At 66.0% G+C, this 18,319-nt stretch carries 14 protein-coding genes; 4 read left to right on the top strand and 10 right to left on the bottom strand.

From position 1 onward, the window contains the following. Nucleotides 1-44: 44 nt before the first annotated feature. The gene (locus HNP60_RS05980) at nt 45-641 is read right to left on the bottom strand and encodes a Saro_0803 family transcriptional regulator (protein WP_260394735.1); all 597 of its coding nucleotides are present in this window, start codon (nt 639-641) and stop codon (nt 45-47) included. Nucleotides 642-663: 22 nt separating this feature from the next. On the opposite strand from HNP60_RS05980, the gene HNP60_RS05975 reads away from it, so the two are divergent. From HNP60_RS05975 to HNP60_RS05965, 3 genes are all read left to right on the top strand, one after another. Beyond that, entirely contained in the window at nt 664-2,133 is a 1,470-nt protein-coding gene (locus HNP60_RS05975) for a lignostilbene-alpha,beta-dioxygenase (RefSeq protein WP_014075612.1), read from the top strand. 82 nt (nt 2,134-2,215) lie between these two features. Further along, a complete protein-coding gene (locus HNP60_RS05970) occupies nt 2,216-2,692 on the top strand; it encodes a DUF3237 domain-containing protein (protein ID WP_014075611.1) in 477 nt (158 codons plus the stop codon). A 109-nt stretch (nt 2,693-2,801) separates the two neighbouring features. After that, a complete protein-coding gene (locus HNP60_RS05965) occupies nt 2,802-3,815 on the top strand; it encodes an LLM class flavin-dependent oxidoreductase (protein ID WP_184151416.1) in 1,014 nt (337 codons plus the stop codon). Between the two features lie 70 nt (nt 3,816-3,885). Here HNP60_RS05965 and HNP60_RS05960 read toward each other — a convergent pair whose 3' ends face one another. The 5 genes from HNP60_RS05960 to HNP60_RS05940 all read right to left on the bottom strand — a co-directional run bounded on the left by HNP60_RS05960 (nt 3,886) and on the right by HNP60_RS05940 (nt 11,440). Next, the gene (locus HNP60_RS05960; protein WP_184151413.1) at nt 3,886-5,544 is read right to left on the bottom strand and encodes a GMC family oxidoreductase; all 1,659 of its coding nucleotides are present in this window, start codon (nt 5,542-5,544) and stop codon (nt 3,886-3,888) included. A gap of 128 nt (nt 5,545-5,672) precedes the next feature. Then, complete coding sequence (locus HNP60_RS05955; RefSeq protein WP_184151410.1) at nt 5,673-7,289, bottom strand: MFS transporter; 1,617 nt, start codon at nt 7,287-7,289, stop codon at nt 5,673-5,675. Then, on the bottom strand, nt 7,286-8,338 hold the full coding sequence (locus tag HNP60_RS05950) for an amidohydrolase family protein (protein ID WP_184151407.1): 1,053 nt from the start codon (nt 8,336-8,338) through the stop codon (nt 7,286-7,288). The genes HNP60_RS05955 and HNP60_RS05950 overlap by 4 nt, the downstream gene beginning before the upstream one ends. 117 nt (nt 8,339-8,455) lie before the next feature. Beyond that, on the bottom strand, nt 8,456-9,886 hold the full coding sequence (locus HNP60_RS05945; RefSeq protein WP_184151404.1) for an NAD-dependent succinate-semialdehyde dehydrogenase: 1,431 nt from the start codon (nt 9,884-9,886) through the stop codon (nt 8,456-8,458). A 120-nt stretch (nt 9,887-10,006) separates the two neighbouring features. Then, nucleotides 10,007-11,440 (bottom strand): MFS transporter, encoded by a 1,434-nt coding sequence (locus HNP60_RS05940; protein WP_184151401.1) that lies wholly within the window; start codon nt 11,438-11,440, stop codon nt 10,007-10,009. Nucleotides 11,441-11,645: 205 nt separating this feature from the next. Between HNP60_RS05940 and HNP60_RS05935 the strand changes: the two genes are divergently transcribed. Then, complete coding sequence (locus tag HNP60_RS05935) at nt 11,646-12,164, top strand: nuclear transport factor 2 family protein (protein WP_184151398.1); 519 nt, start codon at nt 11,646-11,648, stop codon at nt 12,162-12,164. A gap of 721 nt (nt 12,165-12,885) precedes the next feature. On the opposite strand, the gene HNP60_RS05930 is transcribed toward HNP60_RS05935, so the two are convergent. The 4 genes from HNP60_RS05930 to ligM all read right to left on the bottom strand — a co-directional run bounded on the left by HNP60_RS05930 (nt 12,886) and on the right by ligM (nt 18,102). Beyond that, complete coding sequence (locus HNP60_RS05930) at nt 12,886-13,653, bottom strand: phosphotransferase (RefSeq protein WP_184151395.1); 768 nt, start codon at nt 13,651-13,653, stop codon at nt 12,886-12,888. A 147-nt stretch (nt 13,654-13,800) separates the two neighbouring features. Further along, nucleotides 13,801-15,477, bottom strand: coding sequence for a formate--tetrahydrofolate ligase (locus tag HNP60_RS05925; RefSeq protein WP_184151392.1), 1,677 nt, complete (start codon nt 15,475-15,477; stop codon nt 13,801-13,803). 85 nt (nt 15,478-15,562) lie between these two features. Further along, nucleotides 15,563-16,429, bottom strand: a complete 867-nt coding sequence (locus HNP60_RS05920; RefSeq protein WP_014075601.1) for a methylenetetrahydrofolate reductase — start codon at nt 16,427-16,429, stop codon at nt 15,563-15,565. A 257-nt stretch (nt 16,430-16,686) separates the two neighbouring features. After that, on the bottom strand, nt 16,687-18,102 hold the full coding sequence (ligM, locus tag HNP60_RS05915; protein WP_184049960.1) for a vanillate/3-O-methylgallate O-demethylase: 1,416 nt from the start codon (nt 18,100-18,102) through the stop codon (nt 16,687-16,689). Nucleotides 18,103-18,319: the final 217 nt, after the last annotated feature.

Genomic DNA, 18,319 nt, shown 5'->3' with positions numbered 1-18,319 from the left:
CCCCGAGCGCGCTGCCTCGTTTCCGGGCAACCAACGCCCCGAATCTATTCGTGGATACGGCGCAACAGCTCAATGAGCAACGTTGCTTCGCGCTTGGTGAAGCGGGATTTCAGCCAATATTCGTGCGCGTCGATGCAGCGGCGCGCCTCGAGGAGCGCCGCGTGACCGTCATCGGTCAGCGTCAGCGTCTGCCGGCGCCGGTCGAGCGTCGAGGCACCGCGCACCAGCAGGCCCCGCGCTTCCAGCCGATTCACGATCGCCATGGTGGTTGCGCGGTCCATCTGCAGGCGCCGCCCGATGTCGGCCTGGGCGATGTGCGGATGATCGTCGATCAGCCAGAGGACCGACACCATCTTCTGGGTGAGCCCCAGTTCGCTGAAGGTTTCCGTGAAGTGACGGTAGGTCGCGCCGTGCGCGAGGCGGATATGGAAGCCGATGATGTCGTCGATCGCGCCGACGCCCTGGTCCTCGATCGCCGCGGCGCGCGCGGGACGAGCCTGCGCTTCGTCCGCGCATTCAAGGCCGGCGGCCTGAACCAGATGCTGTCTATCTCTTGCTTCCAACTCTCTTTCCCCCAAGACTCGCCGCAGCCTCCTTGACCCGAAGCCGAAATTTGTCGATTTCGTAAGCGTAGCATACAATTACTGGCGAGAGGAGCAAGCCATGGCACATTTTCCCGACACCCCTGCCTTCACCGGCTTCAACGCCCCTTCGCGCATCGAGTGCGACATTCCGAACCTGGTGCATGAGGGCACGATCCCGCCGGAGCTGAACGGCGCCTTCTTCCGCGTCCAGCCGGACCCGCAATTCCCGCCGCGGCTGGGCGACGACATCAGCTTCAACGGCGACGGCATGATCACGCGCTTCCACATCCACGATGGACAGTGCGACATCAAGCAGCGCTGGGCGAAGACCAACAAGTGGAAGCTGGAGAATGCCGCCGGCAAGGCCCTGTTCGGCTCCTATCGCAATCCGCTGACCGATGACGAGTCGGTCAAGGGCGAGTATCGCTCCACCGCGAACACCAATGCCTTCGTCTTCGCCGGCAAGCTCTGGGCGATGAAGGAGGACAGCCCCTCGCTGACCATGGACCCGGCGACGATGGAGACCTTCGGCTTCGAGAAGTTCGGCGGCAAGATGACCGGCCAGACCTTCACGGCCCATCCCAAGGTCGATCCGCTCACCGGCAACATGGTCGCCATCGGCTATGCGGCCAGCGGCCTGTGCACGGACGATGTATGCCTCTATGAAATCTCCCCGGACGGCGAGCTGATCTACGAGGCGTGGTTCAAGGTCCCCTATTACTGCATGATGCATGATTTCGGCGTAACGAAGGACTATCTGGTCCTGCACATCGTCCCGAGCATCGGCAGCTGGGACCGGCTGGAGAAGGGCCTGCCGCACTTCGGCTTCGACACCACCCTGCCGGTCTATCTCGGCATCATTCCGCGCCGCGCGGACCTCAAGCAGGAGGACATCCGCTGGTTCAAGCGGGAGAACTGCTTCGCCAGCCATGTGATGAACGCCTTCCAGGAAGGCACGAAAGTCCATGTCGACGTGCCCGAGGCGGAGAACAACATGTTCCCCTTCTTCCCGGACGTCCACGGCGCGCCGTTCAATCCGCAGCAGGCGATGAGCCGGCTCACCCGCTGGACGGTGGACATGGCATCCAACAGCGACGAGTTCGACAGCGTCACGCGCCTCACCGAGACGGCGGGCGAGTTCCCGCGCATCGATGACCGGATGACCGGCCTGCCCTATCGCTACGGCTGGATGCTGGAAATGGACATGAAGCGCCCGGTGGAGCTCAAGGGCGGGAGCGCGGGCGGCTTCCTGATGAACTGCCTGTTCCTCAAGGATCACCAGACCGGCGCCGAGCAGCATTGGTGGTGCGGCCCGACCTCCTCGCTGCAGGAGCCCGCATTCATCCCGCGCAGCAAGGACGCGCCGGAAGGCGATGGCTGGATCGTGCAGGTCTGCAATCGCCTGGCCGACCACAAGAGCGACCTGCTGATCTTCGAGGCGCTGGACATCGAGAAAGGCCCGGTCGCGACGGTTCACCTGCCCTTCGCGCTGCGCTTCGGCCTGCACGGCAACTGGGCGAATGCCGAGGAGATCGGCCTCGCGGCCTGACCTCCGGGCATCGAAACCGAACAACCGCCGCGCGGGCGCCTGACGTCCGCGCGGCCATAAAGTCGATCAAGGGAGAGAAGCCATGATTCCAGCAGGCGCCGTCATTCCCGGCCTCGAGTTCGTCTATGAAGCCGAGGGCGATCTCGATCCGCCCATTCCCATCGGCGAGACCGTCGACGGCACCCGGCGGATCATCCCGATCCGCGCCGGCGGCCGTGTGGAAGGACCGCTGATCCGCGGCCGGCTGGTCGGCGGCGCGTCGGACTGGCAGCTCACCCGCGGCGACGGCGTGACGGTGGCGGACGCGATTTATGCGCTCCACACCGATGACGATGTCGTCATCCAGATCCGCAACCGCGGCCTGCGCCATGGCCCGCCCGAGGTGATGGCGCGGCTGGGCGCCGGCGAGGATGTCGACCCGGCGGACTATTATTTCCGCACCGTGCCCGAGTTCATCGCACCGATCGGCAAATATGACTGGATGAACCGCAGCATCTTTCTGTGCTCCGGCGCGCGCTACAAGGCGGGCATCAAGCTCTGGGTCTGGCGCGTGACCTGACGGGGCCGGGCGCCGGTCCGGGGGGGATGGCATACGCGCAATCCCGCCCGCTGCCCGTCACGGCGCCCAGCCCGTTGCAAAGCGCTACCGAAGCGCCCATCTTCCTCCAATGACCAAGCTTTCCTTCCTGGACCTCGTCAATGTCGTCGAGGGCGAAACCAGTGCCGATGCCATCCGCCGCGTCGGCCCGCTCGCTGCCCATGCCGAGGCGCATGGCTATCATCGCTACTGGATCGCCGAGCATCACGGGATGGAAGGCGTGGCCGCCGCCGCCACCTCGCTCATCATTGCCGAGGCAGGCCGCGCGACCAGCCGCATGCGCATCGGCTCGGGCGGCATCATGCTTCCCAATCATTCCCCGCTCGTCATTGCCGAGCAGTTCGGCACGCTCGACGCGCTCTTTCCGGGCCGGGTCGATCTCGGCCTTGGCCGCGCGCCCGGCGCGGACAGTCGCGTCGCTCGCGCGCTGCGGCGCGACTTCATGACCGAGGCGGAGGAGTTTCCCCGCAATGTCGTGGAGTTGCGCGCGCACTTCACCGGCGACCCGGATCTTGGCGTCCTGGCGGTGCCGGGACGTGGCGCGGACATCGAGATGTGGATTCTCGGCTCCAGCCTGTTCGGCGCGCAGCTCGCCGCCGCGCTCGGCATGCCTTATGCCTTCGCGTCCCATTTCGCGCCCGACCAGCTCGATGAAGCGCTGATGATCTACCGGCGGGACTTCCGCCCCTCCGCCCGGCTGCGTGAGCCTTATGCCGCCGCGGCGCTGAGCGCGGTCGCGGCCGACACCACGGCCGAGGCCGAATATATCGCCAGTTCGATGATGCAGAATTTCGTGGCGCTGCGCACCGGCCGGCCGGGCAAGCTGCCGCCGCCGGTCGAGAATTATGTCGCCAGCCTGCCGCCCTCGGCGAGCGCGATGCTGGGCCATGTCCTGCAATGCAGCGCCTTTGGGTCGGTGGAGGATGTCGCGCGCGGCATCGCCCGCTTCATTGCGCGCACGCAGGTGGATGAAGTGATCGTCCACAGCCCTGCTTTCGATCCCGACGCCCGGCTGAAGTCCGTGGCGCTCATCGCCGACGCCTTCCGCGCGGTCGAGGCGGGGCAGACGACCGCGCCGGCCTGAGTTCGGCACGCACCGGCGGGGCAGGAAGGCCGGCGACACACGCCGGTCCCCGCCCCGTCCATGGCTCCGGTCAGGCGGGTGCCAGTTCCTTCGCGTCCTGCAGGATCATCTCCGATCCCTTCTCCCCGATCATGATCGAGGCGGCATTGGTATTGCCGGAGACGATCTTCGGCATGACCGAGGCATCGATAACGCGCAGGCCCTCGATGCCGTGGACGCGCAGGCGCGCATCCACGACCGCCTTGGGGTCGGAGCCCATGCGGCACGTGCCCACGGCATGATAGAGCGTGCCGCCCGCGACCTGCGCATAATGGAACATCTGGTCGTCCGTCTCGCCGAAGGGGTCGGGCCCGGCCAGATATTTGTTGATCGCCGGCTGCTGCCAGATGTGCCGGATGATCTTGAGCTGCGTCACTGCCATCTGCTGGTCGATCGGGTCCGCGAGATAATTGGGCGTGATCTTCGGCGCATCCAGGCCGTCGGGCGTGCGGGCATGGATCGAGCCGCGCGATTCCGGGCGAAGCTGGCAGGGATTGGACGCGAGCCCCGGCTCCTTCTCCAGCGCGAGCTGCTGCTTCGCGTTGAGCACTTCGAGGTCCATCGAGGCCGCCATGGTGTGGATCTGGATGTCCGGCGTCTCCAGCCCCTCGCGCGAGCGCAGGAACGTGCAGCCATGGGCCACGGCGTAGGACAGCAGGCCCTTGCGCGTGAAGCCATATTTGAGGATCTGGCCGACCAGCGGCAGCCCGCTCGCCATGGAATTGACCGACGGCGTGCCCGGCTTCAGACGCGCCTGGCAACCGATCATATAATGGTCCTGCAGGTTCTCGCCGACGCCCGGCAGCTCATGGACGAGCGGCACGCCCAGCGACTGGACGAGCGCCCCCTGCCCCACGCCCGAGATCTCGAGCAGCTTGGGGCTTTCCACCGCGCCCGCCGAGAGGATCACTTCCCGCCGGACCATCACCCGGCGCACCCGGTCGTGCTGGCGGAACTCGATGCCCACGGCGCGCTTGCCTTCGAACAGGATGCGCGTGGTCATGGCGCGGAGCTCGACCGTCAGGTTTGGGCGATCCATCACCGGATGGAGGAAGCCCACCGCCGCCGAGCAGCGCCGGCCGTTGCGGGCCGTCATCTGGAACCAGCTCGTGCCTTCCTGGTCGCCGTCGTTGAGGTCGTCCTTGTAGCCATAGCCCGCCTGGACGCAGGCATCGATCAGCGCCTTGCTGACCGGGTGCTGCTCGGGGAAATCGGAAACGGAGAGGCCGCCGCCGGTGCCGTGCCCCTCGATGGCGCCGCGCTGCTGGTCCTCGCTCTTCTTGAAATAGGGCAGCACATCGTCCCAGGCCCAGCCTTCATTGCCCATCTGGCGCCAGCCGTCATAGTCGGCGGACTGGCCGCGCACGTAGAGCAGGCCGTTCAGCGAGGACGAGCCGCCCAGCACCTTGCCCTTGGGCCATTTGTGCGGGCGCCCGCCCGAGCCCTCGTCCACTTCGGTTTCGTAGAGCCAGTTGACCTTGGGATCGTTGAGTGTCTTGCCGAAGCCGATCGGGATGTGGATCATCAGGTTGGAGCGGAACTGGCTCAGCTCGCGCGTGGGGCGATCGTCGCCGCCCGCCTCGAGCACGACCACTTCGGTGTGCCGATCCGCCGAGAGCCGGTTGGCGAGCACGCAGCCCGCGCTTCCGGCCCCGACAATCACATAGTCGACCGTTCTGACATCAACCATTGGCCTGTCTTTCCTCTCACCCCGCGCGCACGATTTGGCTGTGCGCTGCATTGACTCCATCGGCCGCTACAAGGCGGTCTTTTTCGAACAAAGTCAACCAGAGGATCGCGCAGGCCGGCCGGGCCGGGTCAGACGGGTTCGCCGCCCGCCCGCGCCCGCTCGAGCTTCAGCCCCTCGTCCTTGCGAATCCGGAACACCAGCACCAGCAGCAGGATGACGATCGGGATCGCGACCCAGTTCACGCTGAGGATCGCGGTGCGCAGGTTACCGCCGGTGGCATCGGACACCATGCCTACCAGATAGGGCCCCATGCCGAGGCCGAAGATGGTCGAGATGATGAGATAGGTGCTGGCCGTGATGCCGCGCATGCGGGGCAGCACAAGACCGTAGAGCAATGAATAGAGCGGCGGCATCCAGCAGGTGAGGATCACGCTGTAGAGCACGAAGCGGGTGTAGAAGCCCGTGGTGTCGGCCGCATGATAGGTCCAGATGCCGACCAGCGGCGAGACGCCGAGCGCGAACAGCGTCAGATAGACCCGCCCGGTGGCAGGCATCGACTTGTCGAACCAGTCGGCCAGCGGCCCCGCCAGCATGGGGCCAACGATCCCTACGACCAGCGAGAGCATGCCGAAGGTGACGCCGGTCTCGGCCGGCGACGTGCCGTAGGTCTGCATGATGAAGGTGGGCGTGAAGCCCATCACGCCGTAATTGATGATCGTCTGCATCGTGCCGACCGCGATGGCGATGAGCAGCGAGGGCGACCCCACGGTGAGCTTGTAGGTTGGCGGATCGACCAGCGCGAAGCCCTGCAGCAGATTGAAGATCACGATCATGCCGAAGCCCATCACGCCCCACTGGAGGACATGGGGATTGATCGCGGCGCCGCCGAAGTTGAGCGACGGGCGCGGCGAAAAGGCCGAGGTCACCTGCACGATCAGCGTCATGAGCAGGATGACGCCGACGATGAAGACGAGGTTCGCCGACCAGTGCCGGGCCGGGGCGCGGCGCGTGCCGAGGGCAAGAAGATGCGGCCCCGGCGTCACCGAGCCGAGCAGCGCGAAGCTCGCCCGGAACGGCGCTGGATCAGGCCGCGAGACGATGCCGTCCATCGCGCCGCGCTGCGGCTCCCGCAGTCCCCAGAGCAGGATCGCAAGGATCAGGCCGGGCACCGCCGCGACCATGAAGGCGAACTGCCAGCCGGAAAAGCCGAGCGGCGCGGCGCCGCCGGCATAGCGATTGTCCCACCATTCGGCCGCCACGCCGCCCAGCACGTTGGACAGGCCGAGGCCGACCGCGATCGCCGAGGCGATGACGCCCATGACGAGACCGCGCCGGCGGGGCGGGAAATAGTCGAACAGCAGCGAGGTGCCGGCCGGCGCCGTTGCCCCTTCGCCGATGCCGACCCCGAGGCGGGAAATCGCCAGCATGGCAAAGCCGTTGGCGAAAGCGGCCATGCCGCTCGCCACGGACCAGAAGGCAATGGCGACGGCAAGGATCCGCGTGCGGATCCAGCCGTCCGCGAGGCGCCCGAGCGGTAGTGAGAACAAGGCGTAGAACAATGCGAAGACGGTGCCGTAAAGCAGTCCCATCTCCGCGTCGCCGATCGCCAGGTCCGCCTTGATGCGCGGCGCCAGGATCGCAAGGATATTGCGATCCAGGAGCGACAGGGCGTTGGTCAGGCCGACCAGCGCCAGCGCATACCAGGCCGTCCCGGTTACCCGGGCCGCCGCGGGCGCGTCGCTCACAGTTTGAACACTCGCTCGGCGTTCGTCTGCATCAGCTTCTTCTTCTGGGCGAAGGGGATGGCGAGATTGTCGTGCACGCGCACCTCGTCCGCCACATATTCATAGGGATAGTCCATGGCGTACATCACCCGGTCCTCGCCGAGCTGTTCCATGCACAGCTTGATGGTGGGCTCGCTGGCCATGCCGCTGGTGGTGACGAGCACATTGTTGCGCATGTAGTGGAACATGTCGTGCTGCAGCGGCTTCAGGCGCTCGTAGCGCTGCGAGCGCACGCCGGCCTTGTGCATATAGTCCACGCGGAACAGCCAGTTCGGGATGGCCTCGCCGCCATGACCGACGACCACCTGCAGGTTCGGATAGCGGTCGAACACGCCGGTGGTGAGCAGGCGCAGCAGATGATAGCCCGTCTCCACGCCGAAGCCGAAGATGGCGCCATCGAGCCCGGCTTCCACCATGCCGGCAATCATGCCGTCCGGCGGGGACTGCGGGTGGATGTAGAGCGGCAGGTCCTGTTCGGCGCAGGCGCGCAGGATGGGGTCGAACTGCGGCTCGTCCAGATACTGGCCCTTGGTGTGGCTGTTGACCATCACACCCCGGAAGCCCAGCTCCTCCTTGCCGCGACGGATTTCCGCCACGGACCATGCCGGGTCCTGCGGCACGATCGAGATCATGCCATAATAGCGCGTGGGGTAGCGCTCGCACGCATCCTTGAGCACGTCATTGGCTTCGCTCACGAGTGCCTTGGCCTCGTCCGCCTCGAACACCTGGCCGCCGGGCGAGGTCATGGAGAGAATGGCGACGTCGATGCCGGTCTCGTCCATCGCCTGCAGGCGCAGGTCGTCGAGATCGACCAGCCGGTCGCGGATCCACTGCGAGCGTTCGGAGGGCGACGTGCCGTAAAAGCCCCAGAGCGACGTCGTCGCCTTGTCGGCCCGTCCCTCGCGCACGAGCTTGAGATAAGCGTCGAGCTGCGCGGGCGTGGCGAAGGCTTCCTCCGTAGCGATCCTGAGATATCCCCGGTCGCCACCGGTGTTGAGTGCGTGGGTCATGTCTTTCTCCTGCAACCCCTGAGTTCACTGGTCTGCCCGGGCGGAGCCGGCCCTGCCCCTGCAAGGCGGCCTGGCCTCTCCGGCCCGGACAGCGTTTCCTGAATGGAAAGCCGGGCCTCAGCCCTCGTGCACCGCCTTGGTGACGAGGCAGGCCTGCACGCCTTCCGGGCCGTCCTCATGGCCGTGACCCGACCATTTGACGCCGCCGAAGGGCGAATCCGCGCCGCCGATGGCAACGCTGTTGATGCCGAGCATGCCGGTCTCGACCTCGCGGGCGATGCGGCGCTGCATCTTCACGTCGTTGGTCCAGCTATAGGCGGCAAGGCCGTAAGGCAGGCGATTGGCTTCCGCGATCATCTCGTCGGCCGTGCGGTAGGGATTGATGAGCGCGACGGGGCCGAAGGGCTCCTCGTTCATGATCTCGGCGTCCAGCGGAACCTCGCTCAGCACGGAGGGCGCGTAGAAGAAGCCCTGGTTGCCGATCCGCTCGCCACCGGCATTGAGCGTCGCCCCGGCATCGACGGCGCTGCCGATCAGCCGCTCCATCGCGTCCGGGCGGCGGGCATTGGCCATCGGGCCCATCTGGATGCCGTCCTCGAGGCCGTTGCCGACCCGCAGCGCCTTCGCGCGCTCGGCAAAGCCGTCGCGGAAGGTCTCGTAGACATCCTCCTGCACGATGAAGCGCGTGGGGGAAACGCAGACCTGCCCGGCATTGCGATACTTGTGCCCGACCATCACATCGAGGACGCGGTCGACGTCGACATCGTTGAAGACGAGCACCGGGCCGTGGCCGCCAAGCTCCATCGTCGTGCGCTTGAGGTCGTCGGCGGCGAGCTTCGCGAGATGCTTGCCGACCACCGTCGATCCGGTGAAGCTGAGCTTGCGGATGACGGGCGAGGCCAGCAGATAGCGCGACACTTCGTCCGGCACGCCGAACACGGCCTGCGCCACGTCGCTGGGAAGACCGGCATCCAGCAGGCACTGGAGCACGCCAAGCACGGACGCCGGCGTCTCTTCGGCCGACTTCATGATGACCGAGCAGCCCGCCGCGATCGGCGCGCCGAGCTTGCGGCCCGGATTGCCGAGCGGGAAATTCCACGGGGAGAAGGCCGCGACGGGACCGACGGGCTCATAAGTAACGGTCGAGCGGGTGCCGGCCGGACGCACCAGCGCGCGCCCATAGAGGCGGAACACCTCGCCCGCGTAGAAATTGAACAGGCCGGCGACCATCATCACTTCGATGCGGGATTCCGCCAGCGTCTTGCCCTGCTCCATGGTGGCGATGCGCGCCAGCGTCTCCTGCCGCTCCATGAGCAGCCGCGCCGCGCCGGAGAGGACGGCGGCCCGTTCCTGCGGCGTGCTGTTGCGCCAGCGCTGGAAGCCGCGCTGCGCCGTTTCGAGCGCCCGGTCGAGATCGGCGGTGTCGGCGAGCGGCAATTCGCCCAGCGTCTCGCCCGTGGCGGGGTTGACGATGGTCTGCGTGCGGCGGTCGCCGCCAGTGACGGCCTCACCGTCGATAATCATGTGAAGGGACGGATAGGCGGTCATGGCAATCCTCTTCCAGAACTCAGCGTGCTCCGCGAGGAGGCCGCAGCACGCGCCGCGGCCTCCGGGAGCCGGACATGCCCAAGGGCATGTATGATCCTTTCGGGAAGAGATGGTGAGTCGTCAACTCCCCTTGGCTGTTTCCGTGGTTTGCGCGGCAATTGCCGCCTCGGCGGCCTCCAGTCGCTCGATTTCCGCGCGATAGGGTTTGCAGGCCCGCCACATGCTGATCGTGGCGAGCGGGAGCAGCACCAGCGCGGTGATGAAGATGGCCTGCCAGAGCCGCGCTTCATCCCCCACCACATATTGCGCGACCGCGCCGATGACGAAGCTGCCCATCGCACCGAAGAAGGTGAACATGAACAGATAGAAGGCGGTCACCTGCCCGCGCATCGCCTGCGGCGCCACCCGCTGGATCGCCGCGTTCTGCGCCGGCGCGCCGGCCAGACCGAACATGGTGGCGATCGCCATGGCGCCCATGGCCAGCTCACCGCTCGGCATCAGCGGCGCGGCGAGCGTGCAGACCGTCACCGCCGTGAAGCAGATGGCCGCCGTGCGGACATTGGCGTCCTTGTGCCGGCGCGCGAACCAGGAGACCATGACGCCGCCGAGCACCAGCCCCACGAGCTGCGCGACCAGCAGCATCGGTGCGAGCACCTGGCCGATCCGCGCCTCGTCCAGCCCGTAGGTGCGCACCAGGAAAGGCACGCGCCAGAAGCCGATGCCCTGGCTTTCCGTCGCGCTGAGCGCGAGCGCGAAGAACAGCGGATAATAGACCACGCCCTTGGCACGGATGCCCTTGAGCGCATCGAAGCCCATGAAAGTGAGCACCTTGCGGCCCAGCGGCACCGCTTCCGGCACCACCACCGCCTCGACCGGCGCGAGGCGACGGCCGGGCTCCTTGATGAACAGGAAGAGCAGCGCCGCCGGAAAGGACAGAAGACCAAGGCCGATGAGGATCCACTGCCAGCCGAAGATGCGCAGCCCCATCACCTGGCTCGGCTCCCAATGCGATGTCGCCGCGATCATCATGCCGCCGAAGAACACGCCCAGCGTGGTCCCGCCGATGAAGCCGAGCTGCAGCAAGGCGAAGGAAATGGGGATGCGCTTGGGCCGGAACATGTCGACGATGAGGGAATAGGAGCCGGGCGCATGGGCCGATCCGCCCGCGCCGAGCAGCATGCGCGCCGCGATGAACTGGCCGAAATTCTGCGCAAGGCCGCTCAGCATCGTCACGCCGCCCGTCACCGCGGCACTGATCGCGAGGATGATCCGGCGCGGATAGAGATCGACGAGGCGCGCGAGCGGAATGCCGACGAAGACATAGAAGATGATGCTGGCGGGCCCGCCCAGGATGCCGAGCTGCGTATCGGACAGGCCGAAGTCGATCTTGATGCGCTCGGCCAGCATGCCGAACACCGTGCTGTCGAAGAAACTCAGGAATGTCGCGATGATGATGACCGTGAGGCCATAATAAGCGGCCGGCGCGGATGGCCAGCTATGCGCTTGCGTACCTTCCTTCGGCGCCCCCTGCCCCGTGACGGGTGCAATTGCCATATGATCTCCTCTTCCCAGAATGCGGACAGTCGCCGGGTCTTCTCCCCCGGTGCCGTCCGCCCCCGTGGTTTCCAACGTCGTGTTGATTTTGTCCAGCACTTTGCAGGTGCCGGTTTTCTGTGCTTTACGGGCATGGTGTAAGGCGCGCGCAAAGCCCGGTCATTTCATCTGGCGGCACGCATCGACAACAGGGGAGGCCCAGCGAATGATCACCGGAACCGGCCAGCAACAGGATGCGGGCGATGCCTATGCCGCCGATCGCGCGGCGATCATGCAGCTCGAGGCGGAGTATCTGATGGCGCTCGACTGGGGCGATGCGGAATCCTACGCCGCCCTGTTCGCACCCGAAGGCCGGCTCGAATGGGCGCGGGGCACAGCCGTCGGCCCCGAGGCGATCTACCGCGAGATCGGCATCTACAAGGAAGCCATCAAGCAATATTATGGCGACGATGGCTCGGGCAAACCCGTCGTGCTGCGCCACTTCATCACCAATCAGGCGATCTATGTGCATGGCGACACCGCGAAGGGCGTCATCTACTGGTTCGAGGTGGCCAATAATGGCCCCGGCCACAGCCCCGCGATCGGCAGCTACGGCCATTATGAGGACTCCATGCGCAAGGTCGATGGCGCATGGAAGTTCGTCAGCCGCAAGATCTTCAATGAGCAGCTGCCCGAGCGCGGCGCCGGCCCGGAAAACCCGGCCCGCGCAGCCCGCCTTCCCTGAAGCGGCGCCTCGCCGTGCGGCGGGGAAGGCGGGGCTCAAATGACCCGCCCCCCCTGGTACCGACCGCGGGCAGGATGCTCTCCACTTGGGACGAAAGGTCTGCAACCCGCTTCCGAAGGGAGATTTAGCGGCCTAAGTTACTCAGCCCATTAGGCAAAGGACGTTTCCCATGTCTCGCCTCTCCCTCACCGCCTTAGGGCTGATGGCTATATGTGCGGGAATGTCGGATGCTCTATTGGCGCAGGGGACATCTCCCGCGCGCCCTGCCCCGCCGAGATGTACGCCCGAGCTCGTTCCTCCCGCCCAGAAAGCCGCGATGGAAGGGGAATATTCCAAACGAAAACGCGAAGACGGGAAGGCAAAGGCCGATGCCTGGTTGCGGAACGAGACACGCGCCTTGCTGACTCGCTTGGTCGATGATGGCGTTTGCACAGTCTCTCTTCCAAATAAGGATCGCGCCGCCACGCCAGCTCGGTCTACAACGCGGAAGGCGCCTCTTGGTAAGGACGGCAAGCCGTGCAAGCACACGCGCATGGAGAACCGAAACATCGCCAATGTCGGAGGCGGCCCCATGGTGATGGTGCTGGTCCCCGTTTGCGCCGATTAAAGAGACCCTGAGCATCAGCGGAGCCACTCCAGCCGCGCGGCATGAAATGTCCGCCTGGCTGGCGGAAGGCGAGCGTGACGACAAGCCACTGGCATTTGCGGGCACCCCCTCCTCTCAGCCAGCCTCAAGGGCTGCAGCAAAGGCCGTCTTGTGGCGCAGCATATGCGCGCGTTCGTCGTGGGACCAGCGCAGCATGACACGCGCCTTCTCCTCGCTCACCGTGACGCGCTGCAAATCGCACAGGGCGGCTTCCCAGTAACGGATATTGCCGTCGATCCGCCCGATGATGGCCACCATCAGCCCGGCCCGCTCGGCCGGCGCGAGCCCATAATGGCGGACAGCGAGGGCGACCTGCCGGCATTGCGCGGCGAGCGGCGCGCGGTTCGCTTGTGAAGAGATCGACCACATCCAGATCAGATAGGCCAGGTCGTCGATCGCCCGGCCGGGCGCGGCCATGTCGAAATCGATCCAGGCCACCGGCAGGCCGTCGCGGAATATGGCATTATAGGGCCCGCAATCGAAATGGCAGGCGACTTCGCTCTCCCCCGCCAATGCCGTGCCGCGCGTGGAATCGTGCAGGCGGCGTAGCAATCGCGCCGCCGCAATGACCGCCGCGTCGTCATAGTCCCGCAGCGATGGCTCGACGTCGCCCGCGATCCAGCCGAGCATGTCCCGCCCCTGCGCATCCTGGCCGAGAAAGGCCGGCGCGATACCCGGGGCCGCATCCTCCAGATGGCGCAGCAGTGCGCGCGCAAAGGCGGCGTTGTCGCGCGGCGGGCGGCGGACGGTGTCGCCAACGCGCACCACGCCGCGCGTCCCCCGTCCACCCGCGAGCGGCTGTTCCGCTGCGCCTTCCGCATCTGCCCTCTCCGCGTCGGTCATGGCGCCAGCGTCGCACGCGGGTCCCGGCGTCGCAAGCAGGCGCCGCACCGCCATAGCGAAAGGCCCGCCACACATCTGCGCGGCGGGCCTTCCCGATGGCTTTACGCGGTCATGACCCGGTCATCACGCGCGCGGCATGTCCAGGGCTCAGAACAGGCCCTGGATCTGGCCCTGCTCGTCGAGCTTGATGAAGTCCGCCGAGGGGACCTTGGGCAGGCCGGGCATGCGCATGATGTCGCCGCAGACCGCCACGATGAACTCTGCGCCTGCCGAGAGGATCACGTCGCGCACGGGCACGACATGGTCGGTCGGGGCGCCGCGCAGCGCCGGGTCGGTCGAGAAGCTGTACTGCGTCTTGGCCATGCAGACCGGCAGATGGCCGAAGCCGTCCGCTTCCCAGCCCTTGAGCTTGTTGCGCACGCTGCTGTCCGCGGTTGCCTCGGTCGCGCGGTAGATGCGCTTGGCGATCGTGTCGATCTTCTCGAACAGCGGCATGCTGTCTTCATAGAGCGGCGCGAAGTTGGACGAGCCGCTCTCGGCGAGCGCGACGACCTTGTGCGCCAGCTCCTCGGTGCCGGCCGATCCGTTGGCCCAGTGGCTGCACAGCACGGCCTCGGCGCCCGCGGCTGCGGCGATTTCCTTCACCACGGCCATTTCCTCGTCGGTGTCCGTGATGAACTGGTTGATCGCGACCACCACCGGTACGCCGAACTGGCGGACATTCTCGATGTGGCGGGCGAGATTGACGCCGCCCTTGCGGACCGCCTCCGGGTTCGCTGCACCCAGGTCCGCCTTGTCGACGCCGCCATGCATCTTGAGCGCGCGGATCGTCGCCACGATCACTGCGGCCGAGGGCTTGAGGCCCGCCTTGCGGCACTTGATGTCGAAGAACTTCTCCGCGCCCAGGTCGGCACCGAAGCCGGCTTCCGTCACCACATAATCGGCGATCTTGAGCGCGGTCTTGGTGGCGAGCACCGAGTTGCAGCCATGCGCGATGTTCGCGAACGGGCCGCCATGGATGAGCACCGGATTATTCTCCAGCGTCTGCACCATGTTCGGCTGCAGCGCGTCCTTGAGCAGCACGGTCATGGCGCCCGAGGCATTCAGCTCGCTGGCCAGCACGGCCTTGCGCTCGCGGGTGTAGCCGGCGTGGATGTTGCCCAGGCGCCGCTCGAGGTCCTTGAGGTCCGAGGAGAGGCACAGGATCGCCATGACTTCCGAAGCCACGGTGATGTCGAAGCCGTCCTCGCGCGGATAGCCGTTCGAGACGCCGCCCAGCGAATTGACGATCGAGCGCAGCGCCCGGTCGTTCATGTCCAGCACGCGGCGCCAGGCGATGCGGCGCGGATCGAGGCCGAGCTTGTTGCCCCAGTAGATGTGGTTGTCGATCAGCGCGGCGAGCAGGTTGTTCGCCGAAGTGATGGCATGGAAGTCGCCGGTGAAGTGGAGGTTGATGTCCTCCATCGGCACGACCTGCGCATAGCCGCCGCCGGCAGCGCCGCCCTTCACGCCGAAGCAGGGGCCGAGCGAAGGCTCGCGCAGTGCCGCCACGGTCTTCTTGCCGATGCGGTTGAGGCCGTCGGCCAAACCCACGGTGGTCGTGGTCTTGCCTTCGCCGGCCGGCGTCGGGTTGATCGCGGTGACGAGGATCAGCTTGCCGTCCTGGTTGCCCTGGACGCTGTTGATGAAGTCCCAGCTCAGCTTGGCCTTGTAGGGGCCGTAGTTCAGCAGCGCGTCCTGCGGGATGCCGACTTTCGCGCCGACCTCCGCGATATTCTGCATCTTCGCTTCGCGGGCGATCTCGATATCGGAGCCTTGTGCCATGTGTCCTCCTCGTCCTTTCTCGTGGCGGGACCGGGCAGGTCGCCCGGCCCGATGCGCCGTAAGTCCTGTTCGGTCGGCAGGGCGCTCAGATGCCCTGCTTCCCCTTGAAATTGACGATCCACTCGTTGGTCTTCACCAGGCCACCGAAGGGATAGAAGTGCAGATGCACCTGGCCATGTTCCGGGCCGAGCACCGGCGTCAGGTCCTCGATCACCGGGTCCGGGCCGGCGCTGCCGATCAGGCTGGTGATGGAGAGGCCATATTTCTTGACGACCTTGGCCGAGGTGCCCACGCCGCACCGCGCGGCGAAGCGCAGCAGTGTCTTGATCGAGGCCGGGCCGGCCAGGCCGATGCGGACGGGCCCGTCAATGCCTTCGCTGCGGATCTGCTTGAGCCACTCGAGCACCGGCTCGGCGTCGAAGCCGAACTGGGTCATGATCGAATAATCGATGCCCTGCCGCTTCAGCGAGGCCACCTTGTCGTGCATCGCCTTGGCGAGCTTCTCGTCGGTGATGTCCGGATGACCTTCCGGATAGCCCGAGATGCCGCAATGCTCGATGCCATATTCCTTGAGGATGCCGCTGTCGATCAGTGCCAGCGCGTCCTCGTAGATGCCGAGCGGTTCGTTGGGATCGCCGGCGATCACGAACACATGCTTGAGATCGATGACGCCCTTGAGCATGTCGAGATAGGTGCGCAGGTCCGCCTCGTCGATCAGGCGGCGGGCCGAGAGATGGGGCACCGGCCGAAAGCCCAGCTCCTGGATGCGCTTGGCGGCGCGGGCGCGATCCTCATATTCGGCGCCGGGGAGGAACGTCACGGAGATCAGCGTGCCGGGCGGGATCATGTGCGCGGCATTTTCCAGCGCTTCCACGTCCTTGGGCGTGATCTCGAGCGAGTAGTCGGTAAACAGCCGCGACAGGGCGGCCTTGTCGAGCGTTGCAGTAGCCATCGGTTCCTCGCCTCTTCCTCGCCTCAGGGTTCAGGTTCGATTGCGCGAGAGCCGTGGGTGCCGGTCGTTCGGCGGTCCCGGCCGGGTGGCGCTGCATGCCGGCGCAAGGTGGGGCCGGTCGTCAGCATCGCCCTCGATTCGCCGTGCCGTCGGACGCGACGGCTCCCCGGGACGAACGGCGCCCTTCGCAGAGCAATCGTCATGGGTGGCGCCGGGCGACCGTCTCCCGAGGGAGATGGCCGCCCGATGCCCAAAGATCAGGCCGTGACGGCAGCCTTGCGCCAGCCGCCTTCGTACGTCTCGCGCGCGGTCACCGAATAGGGGACCGGGCTCACGACGGCGCGAACGGCCATCTGCTTGTGCGGCTCGACCGTGGTCTTGCGCGTGCCGCCATTTTCCTCGCCCCACAGGACCGTCAGCTCGGTGCCGACGGGGATCTCGTGGTCGATCGTCGCGAGCGAAAGCGCGCGCTTCTCGTTGTAGGAATAGCCGGTGAACATCGACATGCCGACCACGTTGCCGGCCGCGTCGAGGACGGCGTCGGCATTGGTGTTGGCATAGTTGGCCAGCGGCAGGTCGAAGAACTTGTAGTGCGCGTCGGCCTCGGTGTCGAACAGCGACGCGTAGATCTTCGCCATGTCGTCGCCGTTCCAGGCCAGCGTGACCTTCTTGCGCTGCGTGGCGGGGTCGATCGCCTCGAGAGCGTCGCGGCCGATGAAGTCGTGGTCGAACTTCACGAAGGGACCATAGCCGATCTCGTAGGGATTGACGTAATAGTCCTCGATGTTGCTGGACACGAACGAACCGCCGATGGCGCCGCTCGCCTCATAGCTGTTGGCCGGCAGCCACTCGCGATAGGCCTTGAGCTTGTCGCCGGTGTAGATGGCCGGCAGCGGGCTCGGGATCCAGCCGGATTCCAGCGTGTTCGAGGGATAGGCGCGCGAGCCGACCGGAATGAGGCCGAATTCCTTGCCTGCCTCGAGGATCGCGTTGCGGGCCTTCTCCTGGGTTTCGTAGGGACCCCAGATCTCGAGACCCGGCGCGCCGGCCATGCCGTGACGCAGGGTGCGGATCTTCATGCCGGCGATGTTCATCTCGGCCATATTGAAGAACTTGAGCTTCTCGAGCGTGCCGCCGTGCAGCTTCTCGATCACGTCCCAGGCCTTCGGGCCCTGGATCTGGAAGCGCCAGGAGATGCGCTGCACGGGCTTGCCCATCGGGCGGCTCGGCGAGCGGTCGTCATGCACGATGTCGACGTTATAGCCGCCGGTCTGCGCATGATACATCAGCCAGTTGGCGGCCGGCGCGCGGCCGACATACACGAACTCTTCCTCGGCGAGGTAGAAGATGATGCCGTCGCCGATGACATGGCCATAAGGCGTCACGGGAACGTACTGCTTCGCCTTGTTGGGCTCCCAGCCCTTGGGCGAGTTGATCATCGTGTCGGAGAGCAGCTTCAGCGCGTCCTTGCCACGGATGTAGAGGTCGACCATGTGGTGGGTCTGGTCGAAGAGCACTGCCGAATTGCGCCATGCCCACTGCTCGGTGCGCCAGTTGGAGAATTCCGGCGCCACCACCGGATACACATAGGCACCGATCTGGCTGTTGCGCAGCATTTCGACGGTGTTGCCGCCAGCGGCAAGCACTTGTTCAAGATTGGTAGGTGTCGACATCAGCTAAGTCCTCTCCTTGATCATCGCGAGGTACGGGTCGGCGTTCGACGCAATCGGTCGAATCGATGGACGCCCGGAAACATACGAAGTTTTGTATGTTACACAAACGAAAATTTCGCGCCCCCGGCGTCCCTGTCCAAACTTGTGTCACTGGCTGTATCCAGCGCATTTCCGCCATTCTTGCTGCACCCGCGAAGGGTTGTGAGTCCCATTTCAG

Origin of the sequence: Sphingobium lignivorans (assembly GCF_014203955.1) — a bacterium.
Classification (GTDB): Bacteria; Pseudomonadota; Alphaproteobacteria; order Sphingomonadales; family Sphingomonadaceae; genus Sphingobium; species Sphingobium lignivorans.
This window is presented reverse-complemented; position numbering and strand designations above follow the sequence as displayed.

What these genes read in the sequence shown, in the direction of transcription:
- HNP60_RS05925 (WP_184151392.1), bottom strand. Translation starts at nt 15,477, where the DNA reads ATGGCACAAGGCTCCGATATCGAGATCGCCCGCGAAGCGAAGATGCAG.
- HNP60_RS05930 (WP_184151395.1), bottom strand. Translation starts at nt 13,653, where the DNA reads ATGACCGACGCGGAGAGGGCAGATGCGGAAGGCGCAGCGGAACAGCCG.
- HNP60_RS05975 (WP_014075612.1), top strand. Translation starts at nt 664, where the DNA reads ATGGCACATTTTCCCGACACCCCTGCCTTCACCGGCTTCAACGCCCCT.
- HNP60_RS05950 (WP_184151407.1), bottom strand. Translation starts at nt 8,338, where the DNA reads ATGACCCACGCACTCAACACCGGTGGCGACCGGGGATATCTCAGGATC.
- ligM (WP_184049960.1), bottom strand. Translation starts at nt 18,102, where the DNA reads ATGTCGACACCTACCAATCTTGAACAAGTGCTTGCCGCTGGCGGCAAC.
- HNP60_RS05960 (WP_184151413.1), bottom strand. Translation starts at nt 5,544, where the DNA reads ATGGTTGATGTCAGAACGGTCGACTATGTGATTGTCGGGGCCGGAAGC.
- HNP60_RS05935 (WP_184151398.1), top strand. Translation starts at nt 11,646, where the DNA reads ATGATCACCGGAACCGGCCAGCAACAGGATGCGGGCGATGCCTATGCC.
- HNP60_RS05965 (WP_184151416.1), top strand. Translation starts at nt 2,802, where the DNA reads ATGACCAAGCTTTCCTTCCTGGACCTCGTCAATGTCGTCGAGGGCGAA.
- HNP60_RS05970 (WP_014075611.1), top strand. Translation starts at nt 2,216, where the DNA reads ATGATTCCAGCAGGCGCCGTCATTCCCGGCCTCGAGTTCGTCTATGAA.
- HNP60_RS05940 (WP_184151401.1), bottom strand. Translation starts at nt 11,440, where the DNA reads ATGGCAATTGCACCCGTCACGGGGCAGGGGGCGCCGAAGGAAGGTACG.
- HNP60_RS05920 (WP_014075601.1), bottom strand. Translation starts at nt 16,429, where the DNA reads ATGGCTACTGCAACGCTCGACAAGGCCGCCCTGTCGCGGCTGTTTACC.
- HNP60_RS05945 (WP_184151404.1), bottom strand. Translation starts at nt 9,886, where the DNA reads ATGACCGCCTATCCGTCCCTTCACATGATTATCGACGGTGAGGCCGTC.